We start from the raw sequence: 18,001 nt of genomic DNA on the forward strand, positions 1-18,001 counted from the left end.
TAATCATCAAGTTCTTTCAGGCGTAATTGGAAGAGGTCGATCATTCGCTCTTGCTCTGCTTCTGGCAACTGATTGAAGAGATCCAGCATCTTTTTCTGGTTTTCATTCATCCAATTTTCAGGGGAATCTTCATCACCAAAAACCAGTTCTGCAGGACGTAGGCCCAATACCCGAGAGAGTGTTATCGCATCATCGATCCCTATGTTACGGGAGCCTGATTCATAGTTTCCAATACGCGATTGAGCCCACCCGCACCATTCGGCGAGTGTCTTTTGGGAAATCCCTCGTTTCTCCCTGGCCAGCTTGAGGCGGGCTGCGATCTTCTCATTCGTATTCATGAAACCTTTTTACCACGCTCCGTGTTATTACTCAAAACCCGTATAGTGTTGACATCGAAACACGATATGTGTTTAATTTGCTTCAGCAACACATAACATGAGGTGAAAATGAACAACATTGCAAAAGAGAGGATTGCTCTTGGCTTAACGCAGGAGCAGTTAGCAACGATCTTCGGATGGCGACAGTCTCGTATTTCAAATTATGAAAATGGAACCCGTCAGCCCGGTCTTCCCGAATGCCGGTTGATTGTTGAGACGCTTAACAAGCTCGGCCGTGATTGCACTTTAGACAGCTTATTTCCTCCACAAGAAGAGGCTGGAAAAACAGAAGCATAACAGTGTCATTTTCATTTCATGAGAGTAGCACTGATGCCGCTTAAGGACTGATTTATGGAAATCAACATCAAACACGAGCAGATCCGCGAAGCGCTGCGCGGATGGGCCATCGAAACAACCCAGCGCACGGTAGCCGCTGAGATCACCCGCGCTTATTTTGACCTGCAGTTACAGGCGCCACTGCTGGCGCAGATCGAACGTGCCGACGGCAGCGTTGACGATGCAGCATGGCATAACAACAAACAGCAGATATTTCGCTGGCTCGACGGCGATAGTGTGGCCGCGCGCAGCAAGATTCAACAGCTGCAACCGGCGATCCTCGCCGCGCTGCCAGCAGAGTTACGCGCCCGGCTGATTGCCGGAAACAGCATTGAATATCTGGCAATCCGCGCGCTGAAAGAACACCAAGGGGCGATCGCCGCGGCGCTGCTGAACGCGTTGCCGACCGACTTTGAACGGGAGTGCGAAAAAGCTGAGCGAAGCCTCAACGAGTTGCGGCGCGCATATTCAACCCTGCATTAACCGGAGCATAAACCAATGGCCAATTTTTCAAGAGCACAGATCGAAACGCAGATCCGCGCCCAACTGGTGCGCGAGGGAATTCCAGACGACGTGGCGCGCTCGGCTGCAGGCCGTGGCGCCGATCATTACCTGTCCAGCACGAACGCGACGATCGCCAGCAGTATCGCTATCGCAAAGACGTACGCAAAGCCGCTAAAGCGGGTAAAGGGCAAGCCGGATCGCCCGCATGTACCTGGGCGCCGTATGGGGCGTCGGTGAGCGCAGTAACAAAGCATAGGCAAAAAACAGGTAGTTCAGATGGCTAATTCATGGTTGCGGCTTTGGCACGACATGCCAAACGACCCGAAATGGCGAACGATAGCCAGAAAATCGAAGCAGGGGATCGGCGATGTTATCGCTGTGTACCTGCACGTTCTTGTTAACGCATCAAGTGCCAGTGAAACGACTGGTAACGCAGGTGTAACGCAAGGAAGCGCAACCGAACGCGGGAGGATAAAAAATCTGTGCGCAGACGACATCGCCAGCTCTTTGGATCTCGACATTGAGCAGGTAGAGCAAATTCTTGCAGCAATGCAGGGGAAAGTTCTTGACGGTGATTTTGTTACCGGATGGGCAAAGCGACAACCCAAACGGGAAGACGACTCCGCCGCGCGTGTAAAGGCTTTTCGCGAGAAGAAGCGGGCAGAGAAAGCAACGGCAGAAGGGAAAGAAAGCAGCAAAGAAACGACCGGTAACGCAGGTGTAACGCAGGGTAACGTACCAGATAAAGATCCAGATACAGATCTAAAAGATAAAACCCCACACATAAAACGCGCGGGCGCGATTGCTTCGCCGACGGGGGAATCGGCACCGCCGGAGTTCGTGGATGAATCCTGGCCTGATGATCCTGCTTTGAAGTTTCCGATGACTGCCGGCTGGCAGCCGTCGTCGGATTTCCGTCAGCGTGCCGCATTGTGGGGAAAAGCTCTAAGCGGTCCCGAGCTGGGGTACACGCCGGCCGAGCTGGCGAGCTTCGTTGCCTACTGGCAGCCAGAGGGAAAAGCGTTCCATCAGGCACAGTGGGAACTGAAATTTGCTGACCACCTGAGAAAACAGCCAGCCGCGGCGCCAGCAGGCGGCGGAAGCCGGAGGCGGGGCAGTTTCGAACCGTCGGGCAACTACGACGAAAAACCAGCGGGATTTTCCTGAACCACGAGGTGAACCATGAAAACACCAGAGTCACTGATCAGCAGGCTGCAGCGCATCATGCCGCCAGGCGTCAAGCCGAAGTTCAGCACCGCTGAAGAGTTGCTCGCCTGGCATCGCACCGAAGGGGAAAAGCGCAGTGCCGAGCTGGATAAAGCGAACCAACGCACCCGCGCAGAAAGGATTTTCGGACGCTCGGGGATCTGCGACTTGCACCGCAACTGCACGTTCGCGAATTACCAGGTGAACAACGACGGGCAGCGCCACGCCCTGAGCAAGGCCAAAAGCTATGCGCAAAATTTCGGTATGGGGTTCGGCTGCTTCGTGTTCAGCGGCGGCTGCGGTACCGGCAAAAACCATTTGGCGGCAGCTATCGGCAACCACCTACTGGCGAAAAATAACACGGTACTGGTGGTTACTATTCCAGATCTGATGCTTCGCGTTCGACGCTGCTACGACGGCGGAGAGTCCGAGGCTTCGTTGCTCGACGACTTGTGCAAGGTCGATCTGCTCGTTCTCGACGAAGTGGGCGTACAGCGTGAAACGCGGGGTGAGTGGGTGATTTTGAATCAGGTTATCGATCGCCGGTTGTCGTCGCTAAAACCGGTGGGAGTTTTAACCAATTTGAATGCGAGGGAATTAACCGATGTTTTAGGCGCAAGAGTCATGGACAGATTAACGATGGATGGCGGGATCTGGGTGGACTTCACCTGGGGAAGCTATCGAAAAAATGTAAGCCACCTGCGGGTGATCAAGTAATCGGAGCATAAACCAATGACCAACAGAGTAACCGAAAAGCACAGAGTAACCGCAAAGCAGCTCGTGGATATCATCCTCGGCAAAGAAATGAGCACCACTGAAATTTGGGAGGCGGTCAAAGCCGCGCACCCGGCAAACACGATGACGCGGCAGGAGCTGGCGCTCAGGCTGCGGTCGATGATCAGATCGCCAGACGTAAAAATCACAAAGAAGGGCTGCGGGCCGAGGGCGCTCTACAAGCTGACAAGCGTGTCCGACAAATTTGTTGAGCGCGCCGAGGTTAATTATCGCGCTAATCCCCGTACCGGAACGCCGGATAAAACGCTGTGGCACTTCCACCCCAAAGAGCTGCAGTTCTGCAACGTCCACAAGATGTTTGATCGGGCGCTGGCCAACCTGCGCGGGAGGACATCGGCATGAAAGGAATGAGCAAGCCGCGCCTGGTACGCGGGGTAGAAATCACCACAGAACGCGACATGTGGCAGCAGAGCAAACATTATCGTTTTCGCTCAGGTATGTACTACGGGCGGATCAGATATGCGGAGGTAAATCGTGAAAAATAGCATTCAGGACCTGGTCAATCACCAGTTTGCCATGCTTGAAACAATCAACGATCCCGGTCTGACTGGCGAACGCCTGAAAGAGGAACTCGATCGTGCTGAGGCTGTTGTCGATTTATCGCAAGCACTGGTTTCCACGTATCGGGTGGTGATCGATGCTCAACGCAATATGAACGGTGGGACGTTGCATACTCTCCCTGCTATTTTGGGGGTCACCGATGAGTCGTAAATTATTCACTGATGAACAGTTACTTTTTCTGAAAAATAACGCTGAAGGAATGACAAGCCATGAGCTGACCGCCGCATATAATTTGCAGTTTGGTGAAAATAGGTCGCGCCACACGATTCGTTCAACTCTTTCGCATAACGGGTGGATCGGCAAACTCAGACCAGCAGGGGAGTATACTGATGCCCAGCTCAGCTACCTGTATGCAAATCGAGATAAACCCTATACGCAGCTGGTGGAGTCCTTCAATCATCGTTTCGGCGATAACAGAACTGCCAACGGAATCAAGAACGCTCTGGAGCGGCGCGGATGGCGTTTTAACCATGCAGGCGGAAAAACGCCAAAGAAAAACAAGGCGCAGGTGATCGTGGTTGCTGGAAAGCACGTCCGCCTCGATGTGTACGTGTGGGAGTGCGTGAATGGGCCAGTCCCGTCGGGATATGGGGTGATCCACCTCGACAACGATATGCGCAACAATGCGATCAGCAATTTGGCTGTTGCTCCGCTGATTGTTCGCTCAATGTTTGTGAAAGCCGGCTTCGACAGCGTGCCGGCGGCCTTCTCGCCGGCGCTTTATGCATCGTTGATTCTAAAAACGGCGGTAAAAACCCGGAGACGGAGGGTTTACTGAATATCCTTACACGCAACCCACTAAAATTTAAAGAGATTGGTTGATTATCGACCTGTAGCACACAAAAGCCCCGATAGGGGCTTTTCTTTTCTTGCAAACTCAAATTATTCTAACCATAATTATACTGTATAAATAACCAGTACTACGGAGGCGCATGATGAAAGTTGAATTAGTAATCCAGAAAAACAAAGAGTTACCGGCAGGCGCAGTTGCGGCGATTGAACAGGAGTTTCAGAAACGACTGCTGAAATCGTACCCCGATTGCCGCGTCGCCGTGCGGCTCGGCGCCCAGGATAATCTGTCGGTGCTCGGGGCTGAAAAAGGCGCAAAAGAACGAATAGAGAACATCCTTCAGGAGACCTGGGAAAGCGCGGACGACTGGTTTTATTGATGGCACTCTTTGCCGACAAATCACACAGCAAAGGAGGTTGAGGTGACCGGATTACAAGACACGCCCCCAGGAGGGTACAAAGTCGTGCGCTGCATGGATGATGCGGTGGTTGCCAGATTCAAAAATTTCCCCGTCTGCGAGCGGGCGTTGATGTACCGACGGGGCGATCAGCTCTCCTTCATGCCGCTACAGCCAGAAGACATCGTCGGCACGCCAAAGCTGATAACGCAAATTTTAGAGCGGGCCGGTCTTCGCAAGATAAATTCTGATAGACTCACTTAACGGGCCTGAACACCCCGTGCCTGCTGCGCCACAGGAGAGAACATGGCGCAGTTACAACTCATCAAGCAATCACCAGGAATACTGATCCCGGCCACGCCGGAGACCAGCGAATTTCTGCAATCGAAATGCAAGCTCGGCGCCGTGCTGGTGGCCGATTTCAAACAGGTGCGCAACCCGGCGTTTCACCGTCGGTTTTTCGCGCTTCTCAATCTGGGGTTCGAATACTGGGAACCCACCGGCGGCGCTATCTCCACGAACGAGCGCAAACTGGTTACCGGCTACGCCAGATTCCTGGCTACGTTCGGCGGCAATGAGCCGGCGCTTCTGAATGCGGCAGAGCAGTATCTCGAGCGCATCGCTGATCGGCGTGCCGGCAGCATCAGCGCGTGCAAATCCTTTGACGCCTATCGCGCGTGGGTGACGGTCGAGGCTGGCCACTATGACGCGATCCAACTCCCCGACGGCACTCTACGCAAACATCCCCGCAGCATCGCGTTCGCCAACATGGACGAAACAGAGTTCCATCAGCTGTATCAGGCCGCACTCGATGTTTTATGGCGCTGGATCCTGCACAAGCCGTTTCGCTCCCATGAGGAGGCCGAGAACGCCGCGGCGCAGCTGATGAATTTTGCGGGGTGAGACGATGAAAATTTACCGCAGCAAAAAATGGTTGGCGGCCGTCGGGCAAATCGAACAATGCGTGTTGTGTGGAAACTGGGGAACCCAGGTCGCGCACCGGAACGAGGGGAAGGGTATGGGGCTGAAAACTGACGACTGCGCCACCGCGGCGCTCTGCGTTTGTTGCCACACCGCGATCGATAACGGCAAAGATCTATCACGCGAAGAGCGGCGCCAGATGATGGACCGCGCGATCGTTCTGACGATTATTCAAATAGCCCGCCGCGGGCTGGTGGTGCCACAATGATGAATGCACAGCAATTGGAATATATACGCATCAATCTACGTACTGCCCTAGTGGATTCATCGGGCGGAACGAAGGGGCAGTTAGAGGCATTTGCTGAACATCCGCCAGCAGATAAAGATCGAAATCCACGGAAACCAGTACATGTTGTTCTACTAGATGATGGTCGGGGAGGGATTAGGCAAGTTAGAGCCGAAAATTCAGCTTTGCATGTGCTGGAAACTCGAAGCAGGCGTCGGCCATTCCCACTGATAAACGAGAATGAATTTTCTGCGGCACCTTGGCGCAGGGCTGTAAATTTATTGTCTGAACATGAGCAGGCATGGATACGGTACTGTTATGGGTTGGAGCTGGATTTTGAATATCAAGTAATAGTTTGCGAAAAAATTTGGAATGATTACAAGAGCCGTTTACCTATCGGCCTTTTAAAAAAAACAAAAAAAAGGCTTGTTTCATTAGTTTGGCTGGCCGTCCAGGAAGTTGCAGCTACTCGCCATAACAAAACATATAAGGAATATGCAGGCGCTGCACTTGCGCGGATGATGGATATAAATCGCTCTACTTGGATTCGAGTTTATGCCTATCATTGGTTGGAGCTAAAATTATCCATCCAGCAGCTAGATGAACGGGCACTGCATGGTGTTTTAGATGTAAAACAAGACTTTCAGAAAGGCAAGGAGATGAAATAGGGCGAGTTGTTAGTCGATCTTTCTGCTTCTTACAGGGTGCTGGATTATGTTCTTTACACTTCCCATGCGTAGGGTGATCGATTCATAATGGTGGAAAACAATTAGGGAGTAAGGTCATGCCTTTGTCAGCACTGAGTCGAGATGAGTTTTATGATAGGTTGTATAAAGTTGTAAGGCCATCTCAACCTATTGATACTTCGGAGTTTTTATTTGGTAGGGACAGGCAGTATGAGGCAATGAGGGCCGCGCTTTATGCTCCCGGAAGACATAGTTTCATTTTCGGTAACCGAGGGGTTGGCAAGTCATCTCTTGCTCATTCACTAGCTTACGACCTACAGGTGCAGGCAGAGCCCATCCTGTTGAGCTGCGATGAAGACACAACTATGGAATCAATAGTTGCGGATGCTTTGCGTGAAGCTGGCATGTCTGGGATGAATAAAAGCGAGTGGACTGTATCAGTCACTTTAGCTGTGGGCGGAACCGGCGTTAAATTTGAGAAAAAAGATAGTAGTAACAGCCAAGATATCAAAATTGTTGATACATCTTCAGCCGTGTTTGCATTGGACTACTTGCAAAAAATTCATTCTGACAAACCATTTATTATAATAGATGAATTCGATAGAATTAAATCACAAAAAGAAAGAGAGAAGTTTGGAACGTTACTGAAACAGTTGGGCGATAAACGTTCTGAGGTAAAATTTATATTCACTGGTATAGCCGAAGCATATGAAGAGTTGTTAATGGGGCATGCTTCTAGCTCTCGACAAATCCATGAGCTAAAACTTGAACCATTACATTACTCAGGATGCTTTGCTATTATAGATAGGGCATTTAGTGAGTTTGGGTTGTCTGTACCCGAAGATTTAAGAATTAGAATTGCAGGTATAAGTGATGGCTATCCTCATTACGTTCATCTTATATGTGAAAAAATGCTTGTGTTGGCATATGAGAAAGATTTAGATAGAGTCACTGACTATTTATATTATGATGGTTTAAATGAGGCGGTTTCGTCTGTTGCACAGTCTTTGCGCGGGCCATATGAGAAGGCAACTTATGCAAGAGATTATAATTATTCCTATCTATTATGGGCTATAGCGGATTCTAGAGATTTGCTGAGGACTATTGGAGGAATTCGCCATTCATATCAGGATGTAATGGATCAGGTGTCTCGGAGGAAAAAAGAAACGGTAGAATTATTAACTGAGGCAGGAATTTCTAGGATCATTAGAAAATTTCGATCACCTGATTTCGGTCAAGTGGTTATTCCTGCGTTTAATGGTAAAAGGAAAGGGTGGTATACGTTCAAAGAAAATATGCTTCGTGGTTACATCAGAATGTGTGCCGAGGCTAACAGGATAAAACTTGATTTTGATGTACATTTTTCAACTGAACCAACCGCTCAGGCGAGAGCTACTCCTAGGGTTGGAAAATCAATTTCACAAATTGAAGCAGAAATTGAATATGAGCAACGTACACAAAGTGGCGAAAAAGACGTTTAGTCTTGAACTCGCTCTTGCAAAATGCAACAAAATAGGGCATATTCGACGCTAATTTGATAAATTGCCTAAATTATGTTAACCCGCCCGCGCGCGGGTTTTTTATTTCCCGCTCCAGATGGGCGCCCCGGAAAGTTGCCGCTCTCCGGGGCTGTATGCCCGCGTCAACAGTCACGAGCACACCCGTCTATTGGAGTGCCGAGGCCTTGAAAAATCACGTTAATGCAGTTGTATCACGCGCCAGCGGAAAGCCGGCGCCGATCGTCTATGCTGGCGAAACCGTCGGTTTTGGATGCGACGATCTCCACGTTGCAACGATCCCGGTTTGGCTTGCCCGTCTGGTGATCAGCCATTTTCACTACAGCAAGCGCGTAGTGAACAACTCCTATTTGCACCTGGGTATTTTTGACGGCCGCGAGCTGGTGGGCGTCATGCAGTGGGGCTACGCGATGAACCCGAGCAGCGGGGCGCGCGTCGTGACCGGCACCGGCAACCGCGAATACATGGAGTTAAACCGGCTCTGGGTGCATGACCGGATGCCGCGCAACACCGAATCGCGCGCAATCAGCTATGCGCTGAAAACTATCAAGTTGCTCTATCCCGCTGTGGATTGGGTGCAGACGTTTGCAGACGAGCGGTGCGGCCGGTTCGGCGTCGTGTATCAGGCGAGCAATTTCGATTACGTCGGCAGCCATCAAACGACGTTCTACGAGCTCGACGGAGAGTGGTATCACAAGATCGCCATGACGACGAAAGGGCGCAAGGCTGGCGCCCGTGGAAATTTCTTGCAGGCGAACGCACACCGCGCCACCGCCCACACATTTAATCAGTTCAGGTATATCCGCTTTCTGAACAAGCGGGCGCGCCGGCGGCTAAACACGAAGCTGTTCAGCCCGAAGCCATATCCCAAACCTGAATCACCATAGCGACCGCCTCCCGGCGGTTTTTCGCTTTTATCACCCGATGAACGGGGCATGCCCCGGCGAGGGGGAAGGATGAGATCCATGCCGGAAAAAATCGCAGATAGCGCCACGCATGGCGGCTGGTTGGTTGGCCTGCTGCTCGGGGCAATAAATTATTTTTCGCCCAGTGAGTGGATGGTGATCGGCATTTTTGTCGGCATCCTCAGTTCCGTTATTGGGTGCATCGTGGGTATTTGGTTCAGGTGCCGGCGAGAAAGGTTACTGAAAATGTACCTCATTGACCGCTCAAACAAGAACATTAACGCGCAAGACGTTGATCTGATAGGGGGCGAGTAGTGGCTTCGATAAAGACCAAACTTAGCGCCGCTATGCTGGCGTTGATTGCTGCCGGCGCATCGGCCCCAGTCATGATGTCGCAGTTTCAGGAAGAAAAAGAAGGACAGCGCCTGACTGCATACCAGGACGGAGTCGGCATCTGGACAATTTGCGGCGGCGTGACGATGGTCAACGGCCAGAAGGTTGTGAAGGGTCAGCGCCTGACCGCCGAGCAGTGCAAGCAGATTGACGCAGCAGAGCAGAAAAAGGCGCTCGACTGGGTAGACCGCAACGTCAAGGTAACGCTGACCGAACCGCAAAAAGTCGGGATCGCCTCGTTCTGTCCGTGGAACATCGGCCCCGGAAAGTGCTTCACTTCCACCTTTTACAAAAAGTTGAACGCCGGCGACCGCATTGGCGCCTGCCGCGAAATCCGCCGCTGGATTTACGATGGCGGCCGAGATTGTCGCATCCGCTCGAATAACTGCTACGGGCAGATCGTACGGCGCGATCAGGAAGCCGAACTGGCTTGCTGGGGATTGGACAAATGAGCGGCTGGATCTCAAAACTGGCCGGCGGGGGAATGTTGCTCCTGCTGGTGACGACCATATGCCTGGGTGGTTACAGCTCGCTGTTGTCGCACCGGTTGGAGCTGGCACGCCAGCAGGTTGCAGAGCAGAAAAAGACGCTGGCGCAGCAGGCAGGACTGATCACCACACTGCGCGCGGATGACGCCCGTAATCGCGCAATGATGGCCGAACAGCAACGGAGAGAGCAGCAGCTGCGCCAGCAGGGCGAAAACTACCAGAGGAAGTATCGTGAAGCAATCCAGAATGACGAGTGCGCCCGCCGCACTGCTCCTGGTGCTGTTCTTGGCCTCCTGCGCGGAACGGACACCACCGCCACCGCCGCCGCTCGTGCTGTTTCCCCCTGAATCGGTGTTCACCCCCTGCGAACAACCAAAATTGCAGGGTGATACCTGGGGCGACATTGGCAGTCATGCGCTGGCACTGCAAACAGCGTTATCAATCTGCGCCGGCCAAGTGGCCACGCTGAACCAATGGCGGGAAGCCGCCGGGAGAAAATGAATGAAAGTCGGACAAGGAAATTCATCATGGGAAACAGGAAGTTTTGAGGACGCCGCCAGACCACTCATCAGATGGTTGGCTGAAAACGTACACCCTCATCACACCGCCATTGTTACTAGCACTCGTGCTGAATTGCTAATGGGGGAGTCGGTGGTTAACACCGAAGATTATCTGAAAGATTAGCATTACAGGTGGCATTCACTGAGTGCCATCGATAATGCGCAAGCAAAATAACCAAAGTCGTCTACCTGCACCCACCGCGCACCCAGCGCACCGGCAGGCTGATGGCTTTTTTTATGGAGAATGCTATGTCACAACCGGAAGAAAGCGGCCTCGAGCGCGATTACTGTGCCGGTCAACTTTCTCTCCGCGACTTGGCAGAGATATACGGCATCAGTGAGGGGGCAATCAGGAAGCGCGCCAAAAAGCATGGCTGGATACGCAAGGGAAAGGGCGGTACGCAGAAAGGTACGCAGGTACGCAAAAGCGGTACGCAAAAATCAAAGGTGCGTACCAAGACGGATCCCAAAGTCAGCGCAGAAGAGCTGATATCGGAATCAGGCTTATCACCACAGCAAAGCCTTTTCGTAGCGGAATACCTGATTGATCAGAATGCCACTGCCGCTGCTGAGCGTGCAGGTTACAGCGACCCAAACTACGGCCGTCAGCTTCTGGCGAATCCTAACGTTAAACGTGCCATCGATAGTCAACTGGTTGCGTCGGTATCGCGCACCCTGGCAAACGCTGATGAAGTGCTCGAAAAAATGTGGCAGCTGGCCACGTTCGATGCAAACGAGATTTCGCAGTATCGCCGCGGCGCCTGCCGGCATTGTTGGGGATTTGGCCACCACTACCAGTGGCGGGATTCAATCGAGCATGATGAAAAATGCGAAGAGGCCAAGGCCAGGAACAAGCCGGAACCACCAGACAAGGGCGGCTATGGCTACGACCACAACAGGGAGCCTAACCCAGCTTGCCCGCGGTGCAACGGTGATGGTATTGGGCGGGCGCACTTCCCGGATACACGAACATTATCCGGTGCTGCGCGACTGGCTTACTCCGGCACGAAGGTTGTCAAAGGTGGCATCGAGATCTCTGCGATAAGCCGGGAAAAAATGTTCGAGGCGATCATGCGTCGCATGGGGCTTACCGAATCAGAACTGGCGCAGCGTCTGCTTGAGCTGGAAATCCGAAAACGCACCGCCGAGGCCGACCGCCTGGAGCAAGAGGTTGAACTGAACCGCAAGGGGAAAGGGAAAAACGACGAGCCGACGGTGGTGATCAAATTGGTGAACTCTCCTGATGGCGACTGAACACACGATCACGTTCCTGCCGTTCCACGACGGGCAGAAGAAAATTTATCGCTCGCCGGCCAAAAGGAAAGTGATCCGCGCCGGGCGCCGCTTTGGTAAAACCACCATGCTGGAACAGGCTGGCGGCAATTGGGCGGCAAAACAGATGCGCGTGGGCTGGTTTGCGCCGTCCTATAAAATCCTGCTGCCCTCGTTTAAGGCCATTCGTGATCTGCTCAAGCCGATCACAACCAGTTCCAGCAAGACGGATTCGATAATTGAGACGATCGGCGGTGGTCAGGTTGAATTCTGGACGCTGGACAACCCGGACGCTGGCCGTTCCCGTAAATATCACAAAGTCATCATCGACGAAGGCAGCCTGGTTAAAAAGGGCATGCGTGATATTTGGGAACAGGCGATAGAGCCGACGCTGCTCGATTATGACGGCGACGCTGTGATGGCCGGTACGCCGAAGGGCGTGGACGACGAGAACTTTTTCTATCAGGCCTGCAACGATAAATCGATGGGGTGGGAAGAGCACCACGCACCTACCGCAGCGAACCCGACCATTAACCCTGAGGCGTTGGCACGAATAATCGCCGGCCGTCCACCGATGGTGGTTCAGCAGGAATACAACGCTGATTTCGTCGATTGGCGAGGGCAAAACTTCTTCAAGATGGAATGGCTTTTGGAGAACGGCGTTCCGGTCGATTACCCGGCGAGTTGCGATACCGTCTATGGCGTTGTCGATTGCGCCCAGAAAGGCCAGTTACAGAACGATGGTTCAGCCTGCATCTGGTTCGCACTTAGCAACTTCCCAACGCCCTGCCTGGTCATTCTTGACTGGGACATTATCCAGATTGACGGGTATTTCCTGAAAGACATAGTGCCGCAGTGGGTTGGAAAAGCTAAACACCTCAGCGAAATATGTCTGGCACGTATGGGCACGGCTGGGCTGTTTATCGAGGACAAGGCCACCGGTATCACGCTATTGCAGCAGGGGGCTAACGAGGGATGGAATGTTCACCCAATCGATAGCGAGCTCACATCGCTGCCCAAAGAGTCCCGCGCCATCAATATCTCCGGGTATGTAGCGTCGGGGAAAGTACGCATCTCGAAATACGCCTATGACAAGCTGGTGGAATACAAGCAGTCGAAGAAAAACCACCTTCTGACGCAAGTGCTCCAGTTCATCATTGGCGAAGAAAATCAGGACGATGACCTGTTTGACTGTTTCAACTATGGCGTCGCGCTTGGGTTAGGCAATGGCGACGGCTTCTGACGAGAAAACCAATGAACGAAGATGATTTCGAAATCGGCAGCTGCTCTCATTCAGAGTTGATGGCATTGCTGGACAGCGATGATATTCAGCCAGGATCAACGGCGGGCTATCAGACCTGCAAAACGGTCTACCTCTACCACCCGTTGGGCGGCAAGATGGTGGATCGTCCCATTAAGATGGCGATGAATGAACCGCGCACCGTGCATGTTGCTCAGTCTTATGGCCTTGAGCAGCGCCTGCGCGATGCGTTCGAGCGCGAATGGAAAGCTATGGGAGCTAATCAGCACATTGCCAACGCTGCGCGAATTGCCCGAATTTACGGTGTGTCGGCGGTGGCAATGCTGGTGGATAACCAGGAACCGAATGAATCGCTCGATTACCGCACGCTGTATAAACACAACGTCAGCTTTAATATCCTCGACCCGCTGAACACCGCGGGCAGCATCGTGTTGAATCAGGATCCGAATGCGCAGGACTTTCAGAAAGTCGATGGCATTCGGGTTGCCGGAAAGTTATATCACAAATCGCGCTGTGTCGTCGTGCAAAACGAAGACCCGATCTATTTGGCTTACAACCCGGCGGCATTCGGATTCACCGGGCGTAGCGTCTACCAACGTGCGCTTTATCCGCTGAAATCCTTCATCCAGACCATGCGCACTGATGACATGGTGGCCGTGAAGGGCGGGTTGCTGGTAACAAAAATTCAGGGGCCAAGCTCCGTCGTCAACAACATGATGCAGAAGCTGAGCGGCATTAAGCGCATGATGTTGAAAAGAGGGAAAACGGGAGAAGTTCTGCAAATCGGTGACAAAGATAATATCGAGTCAATCGACCTCAGCAACCTGGAAAAACCTCTCGACTCTGCCCGTAAGCACATTCTGGAGAACGTGGCCGCCGCCGCTGATATGCCGGCGATCATTCTTAACTCTGAGACGTTCGCCCAGGGCTTCGGGGAAGGCACTGAAGATGCGCGCGCCGTTGCTGTGTACATCGACAACATCCGTGAATGGCTTGATCAGCTTTATGCATTCTTTATTCGTGTATGCCAGTACCGGGCATGGAGCATAGAGTTTTTCCAGTCGCTGCGAGCCGACTTCCCGGAACTGAAAAACACCTACAGCGTGTATTTCTCGATGTGGATAAATAACTTCGAATACCGCTGGCCGTCCTCCCTCAAGGAGCCGGAGAGCGAAAAGGTGAAGGTAGACGAAACGCGCTTTAAGGCCATCGTCAGTATGCTGGAATCGATACTGCCGCAACTCACCGCTGACCCCGAGAACCGCGCAACGCTGATCGAGTGGGCGTGTGAAAACGCCAACGCTAACGAGAACCTCTTCCCTCAACGGCTTAACCTCGATTACGACTCGCTAAAAGATAATCCGCCGCCAGAGCCACCGAAGGCTGAAGATCCGGGCGGTGGGATGATGCTATGAGGACATTTACAAGAACGGTTCGTGAGGCGGTGAAGTTCTTTCTTCGCAATGGCTACACGTCTCGCGAGGAGCTGGAGCGCTGGCAGAGCATCATCCGGCAGGCTGCTGAGAGTGACACGGCGGACGACTACATGGCGATGGTCACGCGGAACCTGACTAAATCGTACGATCTGCAGGTTGGTCGCGCTGGCGCGCTGAAACGGCACCAGGGCATATCCCGCTTTACGCTCAACTACCTCGAACCAAAACTGAGGACTGAACTCGACAGGCGGATCCTGTCCAGCGCTGACCTTATCCAGCTCAACCGCAAAAAAGCTATCGACACAACGTTGTCGCGTTTTAGCGGCTGGGCCAGCAGCATACCTTCTGCTGATAGCATCGCGCTGTCTGGCATTCAGGGGACGATGCGGGCAACAGCGGATCATATACAGAAGGCTGCCGAGAAGGTGGACTATGAAGCGCGCCGCGTGATGATCGACCAGAACCGCAAGCTGATAGCCAACATTGATAATGTGATCGCAACGAGTAATAACGCGATTGCGGCGATTTGGCACAGCCATTGGCGCAGGCCCGGTTATGACTTCCGCGAAGACCACAAGGAGCGCGATCAGTTGTACTACCTGATTCGCGGGAACTGGGCGCAAAAAAACGGGTATGTGAAAGCCGGTCCTGCCGGGTATCTCGATGAAATCACTCAGCCTGGTGAAGAGGTTTTCTGCCAGTGCTATGTGACCTACATCTACAACATCCGCAGTATTCCTGAATACATGCTGACCCAGAAGGGTCACAAGTTCATGGAGTCAATGAAAGCAGCATAGGGGCATTAAAACGTGGCTATTTTTGGCAGCGGGATAATGTTCCGTCAGGGTAAGTTCGTCTTCCTGATCCAGCGCTCTGATGATGGAACGTGGTGTCAACCTGGCGGCACGGTCGAACCGGGCGAGCTCGCTATTGATGCTGCGCGCCGCGAAGTGCTGGAGGAAGTGGGGTATCAGTACGATGGCCCGCTGAATCCGCACAGTGTCTACGGTGATTACCTGACATTTCGCGCAGAGGTGCCGGAGCAGTTTGAAGCGAAGCTTAACGACGAATCGCTGGCCGCCGGGTGGTTCCATATTGACGATCTGCCTAAGCCGCTTCATCAGCCTTTTGCTGAGATGCTGGCGCAGCAGGCGCTCAATGAAACCGAAGTGGCCGCACTCATCGCTGATGGGACATTAAGCAGCCCGCAATACTTTATCAACATGTGGATGTTCGCCATCCGGGTGACCGGAACGGGGGTTACCTGGCGCTCTGCAGATCAACAGATGGCATTCCGTAACCCGGATGACTATCTCACTCCTGAGTTTCTCCAGCGCGTTGCCGGTGTACCGCTAATTTGGCTGCACCCGGAGAAAAACAAGCTCGATAGCGATGAATTTGCGAAGCGTGTTATCGGCACCCTGACGAACAGTTGGGTTGCCGATAATGGGGAGGTCTGGGCTATTGCCCGGGTGTATGACGCCGAAGCCGCCGGAATTATGGCGACCAAGCAGTTAAGCACCTCGCCAACCGTCACGTATAGCGAAATGCAGGACTCAATCATCAAAATCGACGGTCAGCCTCTATTGGTGGAAGGTTCCCCGGTATTGCTCGACCACGTTGCAATTTGTGAACAGGGTGTATGGGACAAGCTCCTTGCCCCTACTGGTGTTAAATCTGATTCCATTCCAAATGAGGCTGAAAAGATGGACGAGGAAAAAATCGTAGCGCTTATCAACAAAGCGATCGATGCCCGCATGGCAAAAGCTGATTCTGAGGCGAAAGAGGCCAAGGAAAAAGCGGATGCCGAAGAGGCAGCCAAAAAAGAACAGGCTGATTCTGAGGCGAAAGAAGCAGAAGAAGCCAAAGCCAAAGCCGACGCGGAAGAAGCGGCCGCCAAGGAAAAAGCCGACGCTGAGGCCAAAGAAAAGGCTGATGCTGAAGAGGCCGAACGCATGGCAAAAGAAAAGGCAGATTCTCAACTGCGTCAGGAAATTGCTGATCTGCGCTCCCGCATTCCAACCGAACTCAGCGACGAAGAACGTAACGAGGTTGCTGACGCGCAGGTGAAGGCTGACAGCGTGTTCTCCTGCTTTGGCAAACGCGCGCCGGTCCCGCTGTCTGGCGAAAAGCCGCTGGCATACCGTCGCCGTCTGATGATCCAGTTGCAGGAACACTCGCCGGACTTTAAGGCCGTCGATCTGTCATCAATCGCTGATTCCGCGCTGCTTGGATTTGCTGAAAAGCAGATTTATGCCGATGCGCAAAAATCGGCAAGTCTGTCTGTCGGCCCTGGCACGCTGCGTGAAATCAAACGCGCTGATGCGACCGGCCGCCAGATAAGCACATTCGAAGGCGATCCTGCGGCTACCTGGGCTCCGTTCCAGTCAGGTAAACGTCAGGTCACCAGTTTCAACAACCAGGCTTAACGGGAGCTCTGAAGCATGGCTAATTTATCTCTTAATCCGATGGCAACCACGAATGCGCTGGGTTCCTTCGGCGTGCAGTCCGACGGTTATGTCCAGGGCATTGCTCTGGATGACCCGGCTAACCGCTTTAATCTGGCCGCGGGCACCGTGGCGGCAACGGAAACTAAACCTCTGTGGGGCGGTCTGCCGGTGGCTGAACTTCTGCCAGGCACGCATTCTAGTCCGCGCGGTTCACAAATCCGCCACGCTGCGTCAGTCGCCGAGTTGGAAGGCTTCACCGTGTTCAATCAGGCGCACAATGGGCTGACCACACCACAGTCACCGGTGCCACTGTACGCATCCGGTATGAGCGTGTCGTACTATCGTCTCGGCTCCAACATGCGTGTTCCCCTGAAAGCGTCTGCGCAGGTTGTTGCGCTGGGCACCAGTGGCGCATCCGTGAAGACGGCTCTGGCCTGGGACTTTGTAAACAACCAGCTAACCACCGCAGCAGCGGCGGGTTTTGCCGGTGCTGATATCGCAACCACCGCTGTGACGTATGCTGCTGGTGTGGCAACAGCCGTTACCGAATCAGCCCACGGCCTGAGCGCTGGCCAGTACGTGAAAATCAGCGGCGTGGCGCCAGCTGCATACAACGGCACCGTTGTTGTGGTTTCCGTTCCAAACTCGACCTCCTTCACTTATGCCCCGGCGACTGCACCAAGTGGCGCAGCAACCACGCAGGGCACTTTGGGCGCAGTAACGCTTTCCGACATCACGCTGCCGGTAAAAGTGATCGCCATCGAATCAGGAAACTCAAAGACTGTCAGCTATGACAGCAAGACGGGTTTCCTGACCTGGAATAACACCGACAGCTGCGCGCTGGTCTTACTTTAATCGGG

At 53.1% G+C, this 18,001-nt stretch carries 26 protein-coding genes; 25 read left to right on the forward strand and 1 reads right to left on the reverse strand.

The window, feature by feature from the left end:
• A partial coding sequence (locus ACQKJZ_RS03895) for a helix-turn-helix domain-containing protein (protein ID WP_427730054.1) occupies positions 1–338 on the reverse strand: 338 nt, incomplete at its 3' end.
• Between the two features lie 108 nt (positions 339–446).
• Here ACQKJZ_RS03895 and ACQKJZ_RS03900 point away from each other — a divergent pair.
• The 25 genes from ACQKJZ_RS03900 to ACQKJZ_RS04020 all read left to right on the forward strand — a co-directional run bounded on the left by ACQKJZ_RS03900 (position 447) and on the right by ACQKJZ_RS04020 (position 17,996).
• Entirely contained in the window at positions 447–674 is a 228-nt protein-coding gene (locus ACQKJZ_RS03900) for a helix-turn-helix transcriptional regulator (RefSeq protein WP_356808637.1), read from the forward strand.
• A 54-nt stretch (positions 675–728) separates the two neighbouring features.
• Positions 729–1,196: a toxin YdaT family protein gene (locus ACQKJZ_RS03905; RefSeq protein ID WP_356808635.1), complete on the forward strand. Its 468-nt coding sequence runs from the start codon at positions 729–731 to the stop codon at positions 1,194–1,196.
• Positions 1,197–1,211: 15 nt separating this feature from the next.
• Complete coding sequence (locus ACQKJZ_RS03910; protein WP_403017541.1) at positions 1,212–1,454, forward strand: cell envelope biogenesis protein OmpA; 243 nt, start codon at positions 1,212–1,214, stop codon at positions 1,452–1,454.
• Between the two features lie 39 nt (positions 1,455–1,493).
• Entirely contained in the window at positions 1,494–2,384 is an 891-nt protein-coding gene (locus tag ACQKJZ_RS03915; RefSeq protein ID WP_356808633.1) for a DnaT-like ssDNA-binding domain-containing protein, read from the forward strand.
• A gap of 15 nt (positions 2,385–2,399) precedes the next feature.
• Positions 2,400–3,140, forward strand: a complete 741-nt coding sequence (locus ACQKJZ_RS03920) for an ATP-binding protein (protein WP_197798313.1) — start codon at positions 2,400–2,402, stop codon at positions 3,138–3,140.
• A 15-nt stretch (positions 3,141–3,155) separates the two neighbouring features.
• A complete protein-coding gene (locus ACQKJZ_RS03925) occupies positions 3,156–3,560 on the forward strand; it encodes a hypothetical protein (protein ID WP_356808631.1) in 405 nt (134 codons plus the stop codon).
• Between the two features lie 132 nt (positions 3,561–3,692).
• Positions 3,693–3,929 (forward strand): hypothetical protein, encoded by a 237-nt coding sequence (locus tag ACQKJZ_RS03930; RefSeq protein ID WP_049194167.1) that lies wholly within the window; start codon positions 3,693–3,695, stop codon positions 3,927–3,929.
• On the forward strand, positions 3,919–4,557 hold the full coding sequence (locus ACQKJZ_RS03935) for an HNH endonuclease signature motif containing protein (RefSeq protein WP_201965162.1): 639 nt from the start codon (positions 3,919–3,921) through the stop codon (positions 4,555–4,557). Before ACQKJZ_RS03930 ends, ACQKJZ_RS03935 begins: the two co-directional genes overlap by 11 nt.
• A gap of 154 nt (positions 4,558–4,711) precedes the next feature.
• Positions 4,712–4,948, forward strand: a complete 237-nt coding sequence (locus ACQKJZ_RS03940) for a DinI-like family protein (protein ID WP_351714005.1) — start codon at positions 4,712–4,714, stop codon at positions 4,946–4,948.
• Between the two features lie 42 nt (positions 4,949–4,990).
• A complete protein-coding gene (locus ACQKJZ_RS03945; RefSeq protein WP_162838241.1) occupies positions 4,991–5,230 on the forward strand; it encodes a hypothetical protein in 240 nt (79 codons plus the stop codon).
• 42 nt (positions 5,231–5,272) lie between these two features.
• Positions 5,273–5,869, forward strand: a complete 597-nt coding sequence (locus ACQKJZ_RS03950) for a DUF1367 family protein (RefSeq protein WP_047730601.1) — start codon at positions 5,273–5,275, stop codon at positions 5,867–5,869.
• 4 nt (positions 5,870–5,873) lie between these two features.
• On the forward strand, positions 5,874–6,155 hold the full coding sequence (locus tag ACQKJZ_RS03955; protein WP_049194162.1) for a DUF1364 family protein: 282 nt from the start codon (positions 5,874–5,876) through the stop codon (positions 6,153–6,155).
• The gene (locus ACQKJZ_RS03960) at positions 6,152–6,841 is read left to right on the forward strand and encodes a bacteriophage antitermination protein Q (RefSeq protein ID WP_359573316.1); all 690 of its coding nucleotides are present in this window, start codon (positions 6,152–6,154) and stop codon (positions 6,839–6,841) included. The genes ACQKJZ_RS03955 and ACQKJZ_RS03960 overlap by 4 nt, the downstream gene beginning before the upstream one ends.
• Before the next feature lie 116 nt (positions 6,842–6,957).
• A complete protein-coding gene (locus ACQKJZ_RS03965) occupies positions 6,958–8,340 on the forward strand; it encodes an AAA family ATPase (RefSeq protein WP_273865948.1) in 1,383 nt (460 codons plus the stop codon).
• A 203-nt stretch (positions 8,341–8,543) separates the two neighbouring features.
• On the forward strand, positions 8,544–9,263 hold the full coding sequence (locus ACQKJZ_RS03970) for a hypothetical protein (RefSeq protein WP_049194161.1): 720 nt from the start codon (positions 8,544–8,546) through the stop codon (positions 9,261–9,263).
• A gap of 78 nt (positions 9,264–9,341) precedes the next feature.
• Positions 9,342–9,596, forward strand: a complete 255-nt coding sequence (locus ACQKJZ_RS03975) for a phage holin (RefSeq protein WP_197798316.1) — start codon at positions 9,342–9,344, stop codon at positions 9,594–9,596.
• A 32-nt stretch (positions 9,597–9,628) separates the two neighbouring features.
• Positions 9,629–10,126 carry a lysozyme gene (locus ACQKJZ_RS03980; protein WP_180554888.1) on the forward strand — a complete coding sequence of 166 codons (498 nt, stop codon included), beginning with the start codon at positions 9,629–9,631 and terminating at the stop codon, positions 10,124–10,126.
• Positions 10,123–10,509, forward strand: a complete 387-nt coding sequence (locus ACQKJZ_RS03985; protein WP_359573334.1) for a hypothetical protein — start codon at positions 10,123–10,125, stop codon at positions 10,507–10,509. Before ACQKJZ_RS03980 ends, ACQKJZ_RS03985 begins: the two co-directional genes overlap by 4 nt.
• The gene (gene lysC / locus ACQKJZ_RS03990; protein WP_427570245.1) at positions 10,409–10,663 is read left to right on the forward strand and encodes an Rz1-like lysis system protein LysC; all 255 of its coding nucleotides are present in this window, start codon (positions 10,409–10,411) and stop codon (positions 10,661–10,663) included. Before ACQKJZ_RS03985 ends, lysC begins: the two co-directional genes overlap by 101 nt.
• Before the next feature lie 284 nt (positions 10,664–10,947).
• Positions 10,948–11,976: a terminase small subunit gene (locus ACQKJZ_RS03995; RefSeq protein ID WP_427730055.1), complete on the forward strand. Its 1,029-nt coding sequence runs from the start codon at positions 10,948–10,950 to the stop codon at positions 11,974–11,976.
• Positions 11,966–13,237: a hypothetical protein gene (locus ACQKJZ_RS04000; protein WP_048321445.1), complete on the forward strand. Its 1,272-nt coding sequence runs from the start codon at positions 11,966–11,968 to the stop codon at positions 13,235–13,237. Before ACQKJZ_RS03995 ends, ACQKJZ_RS04000 begins: the two co-directional genes overlap by 11 nt.
• An 11-nt stretch (positions 13,238–13,248) precedes the next feature.
• Positions 13,249–14,670 carry an anti-CBASS protein Acb1 family protein gene (locus ACQKJZ_RS04005; RefSeq protein WP_403017558.1) on the forward strand — a complete coding sequence of 474 codons (1,422 nt, stop codon included), beginning with the start codon at positions 13,249–13,251 and terminating at the stop codon, positions 14,668–14,670.
• Entirely contained in the window at positions 14,667–15,488 is an 822-nt protein-coding gene (locus ACQKJZ_RS04010; RefSeq protein ID WP_403017561.1) for a hypothetical protein, read from the forward strand. Before ACQKJZ_RS04005 ends, ACQKJZ_RS04010 begins: the two co-directional genes overlap by 4 nt.
• Positions 15,489–15,500: 12 nt before the next feature.
• On the forward strand, positions 15,501–17,120 hold the full coding sequence (locus ACQKJZ_RS04015) for an NUDIX domain-containing protein (RefSeq protein ID WP_048321448.1): 1,620 nt from the start codon (positions 15,501–15,503) through the stop codon (positions 17,118–17,120).
• Between the two features lie 15 nt (positions 17,121–17,135).
• Positions 17,136–17,996, forward strand: a complete 861-nt coding sequence (locus tag ACQKJZ_RS04020) for a hypothetical protein (RefSeq protein ID WP_048321449.1) — start codon at positions 17,136–17,138, stop codon at positions 17,994–17,996.
• The last annotated feature ends 5 nt before the right edge of the window (positions 17,997–18,001 follow it).

Origin of the sequence: Sphingomonas sp. NPDC019816 (genome assembly GCF_050274375.1) — a bacterium.
GTDB lineage: Bacteria > Pseudomonadota > Alphaproteobacteria > Sphingomonadales > Sphingomonadaceae > Sphingomonas.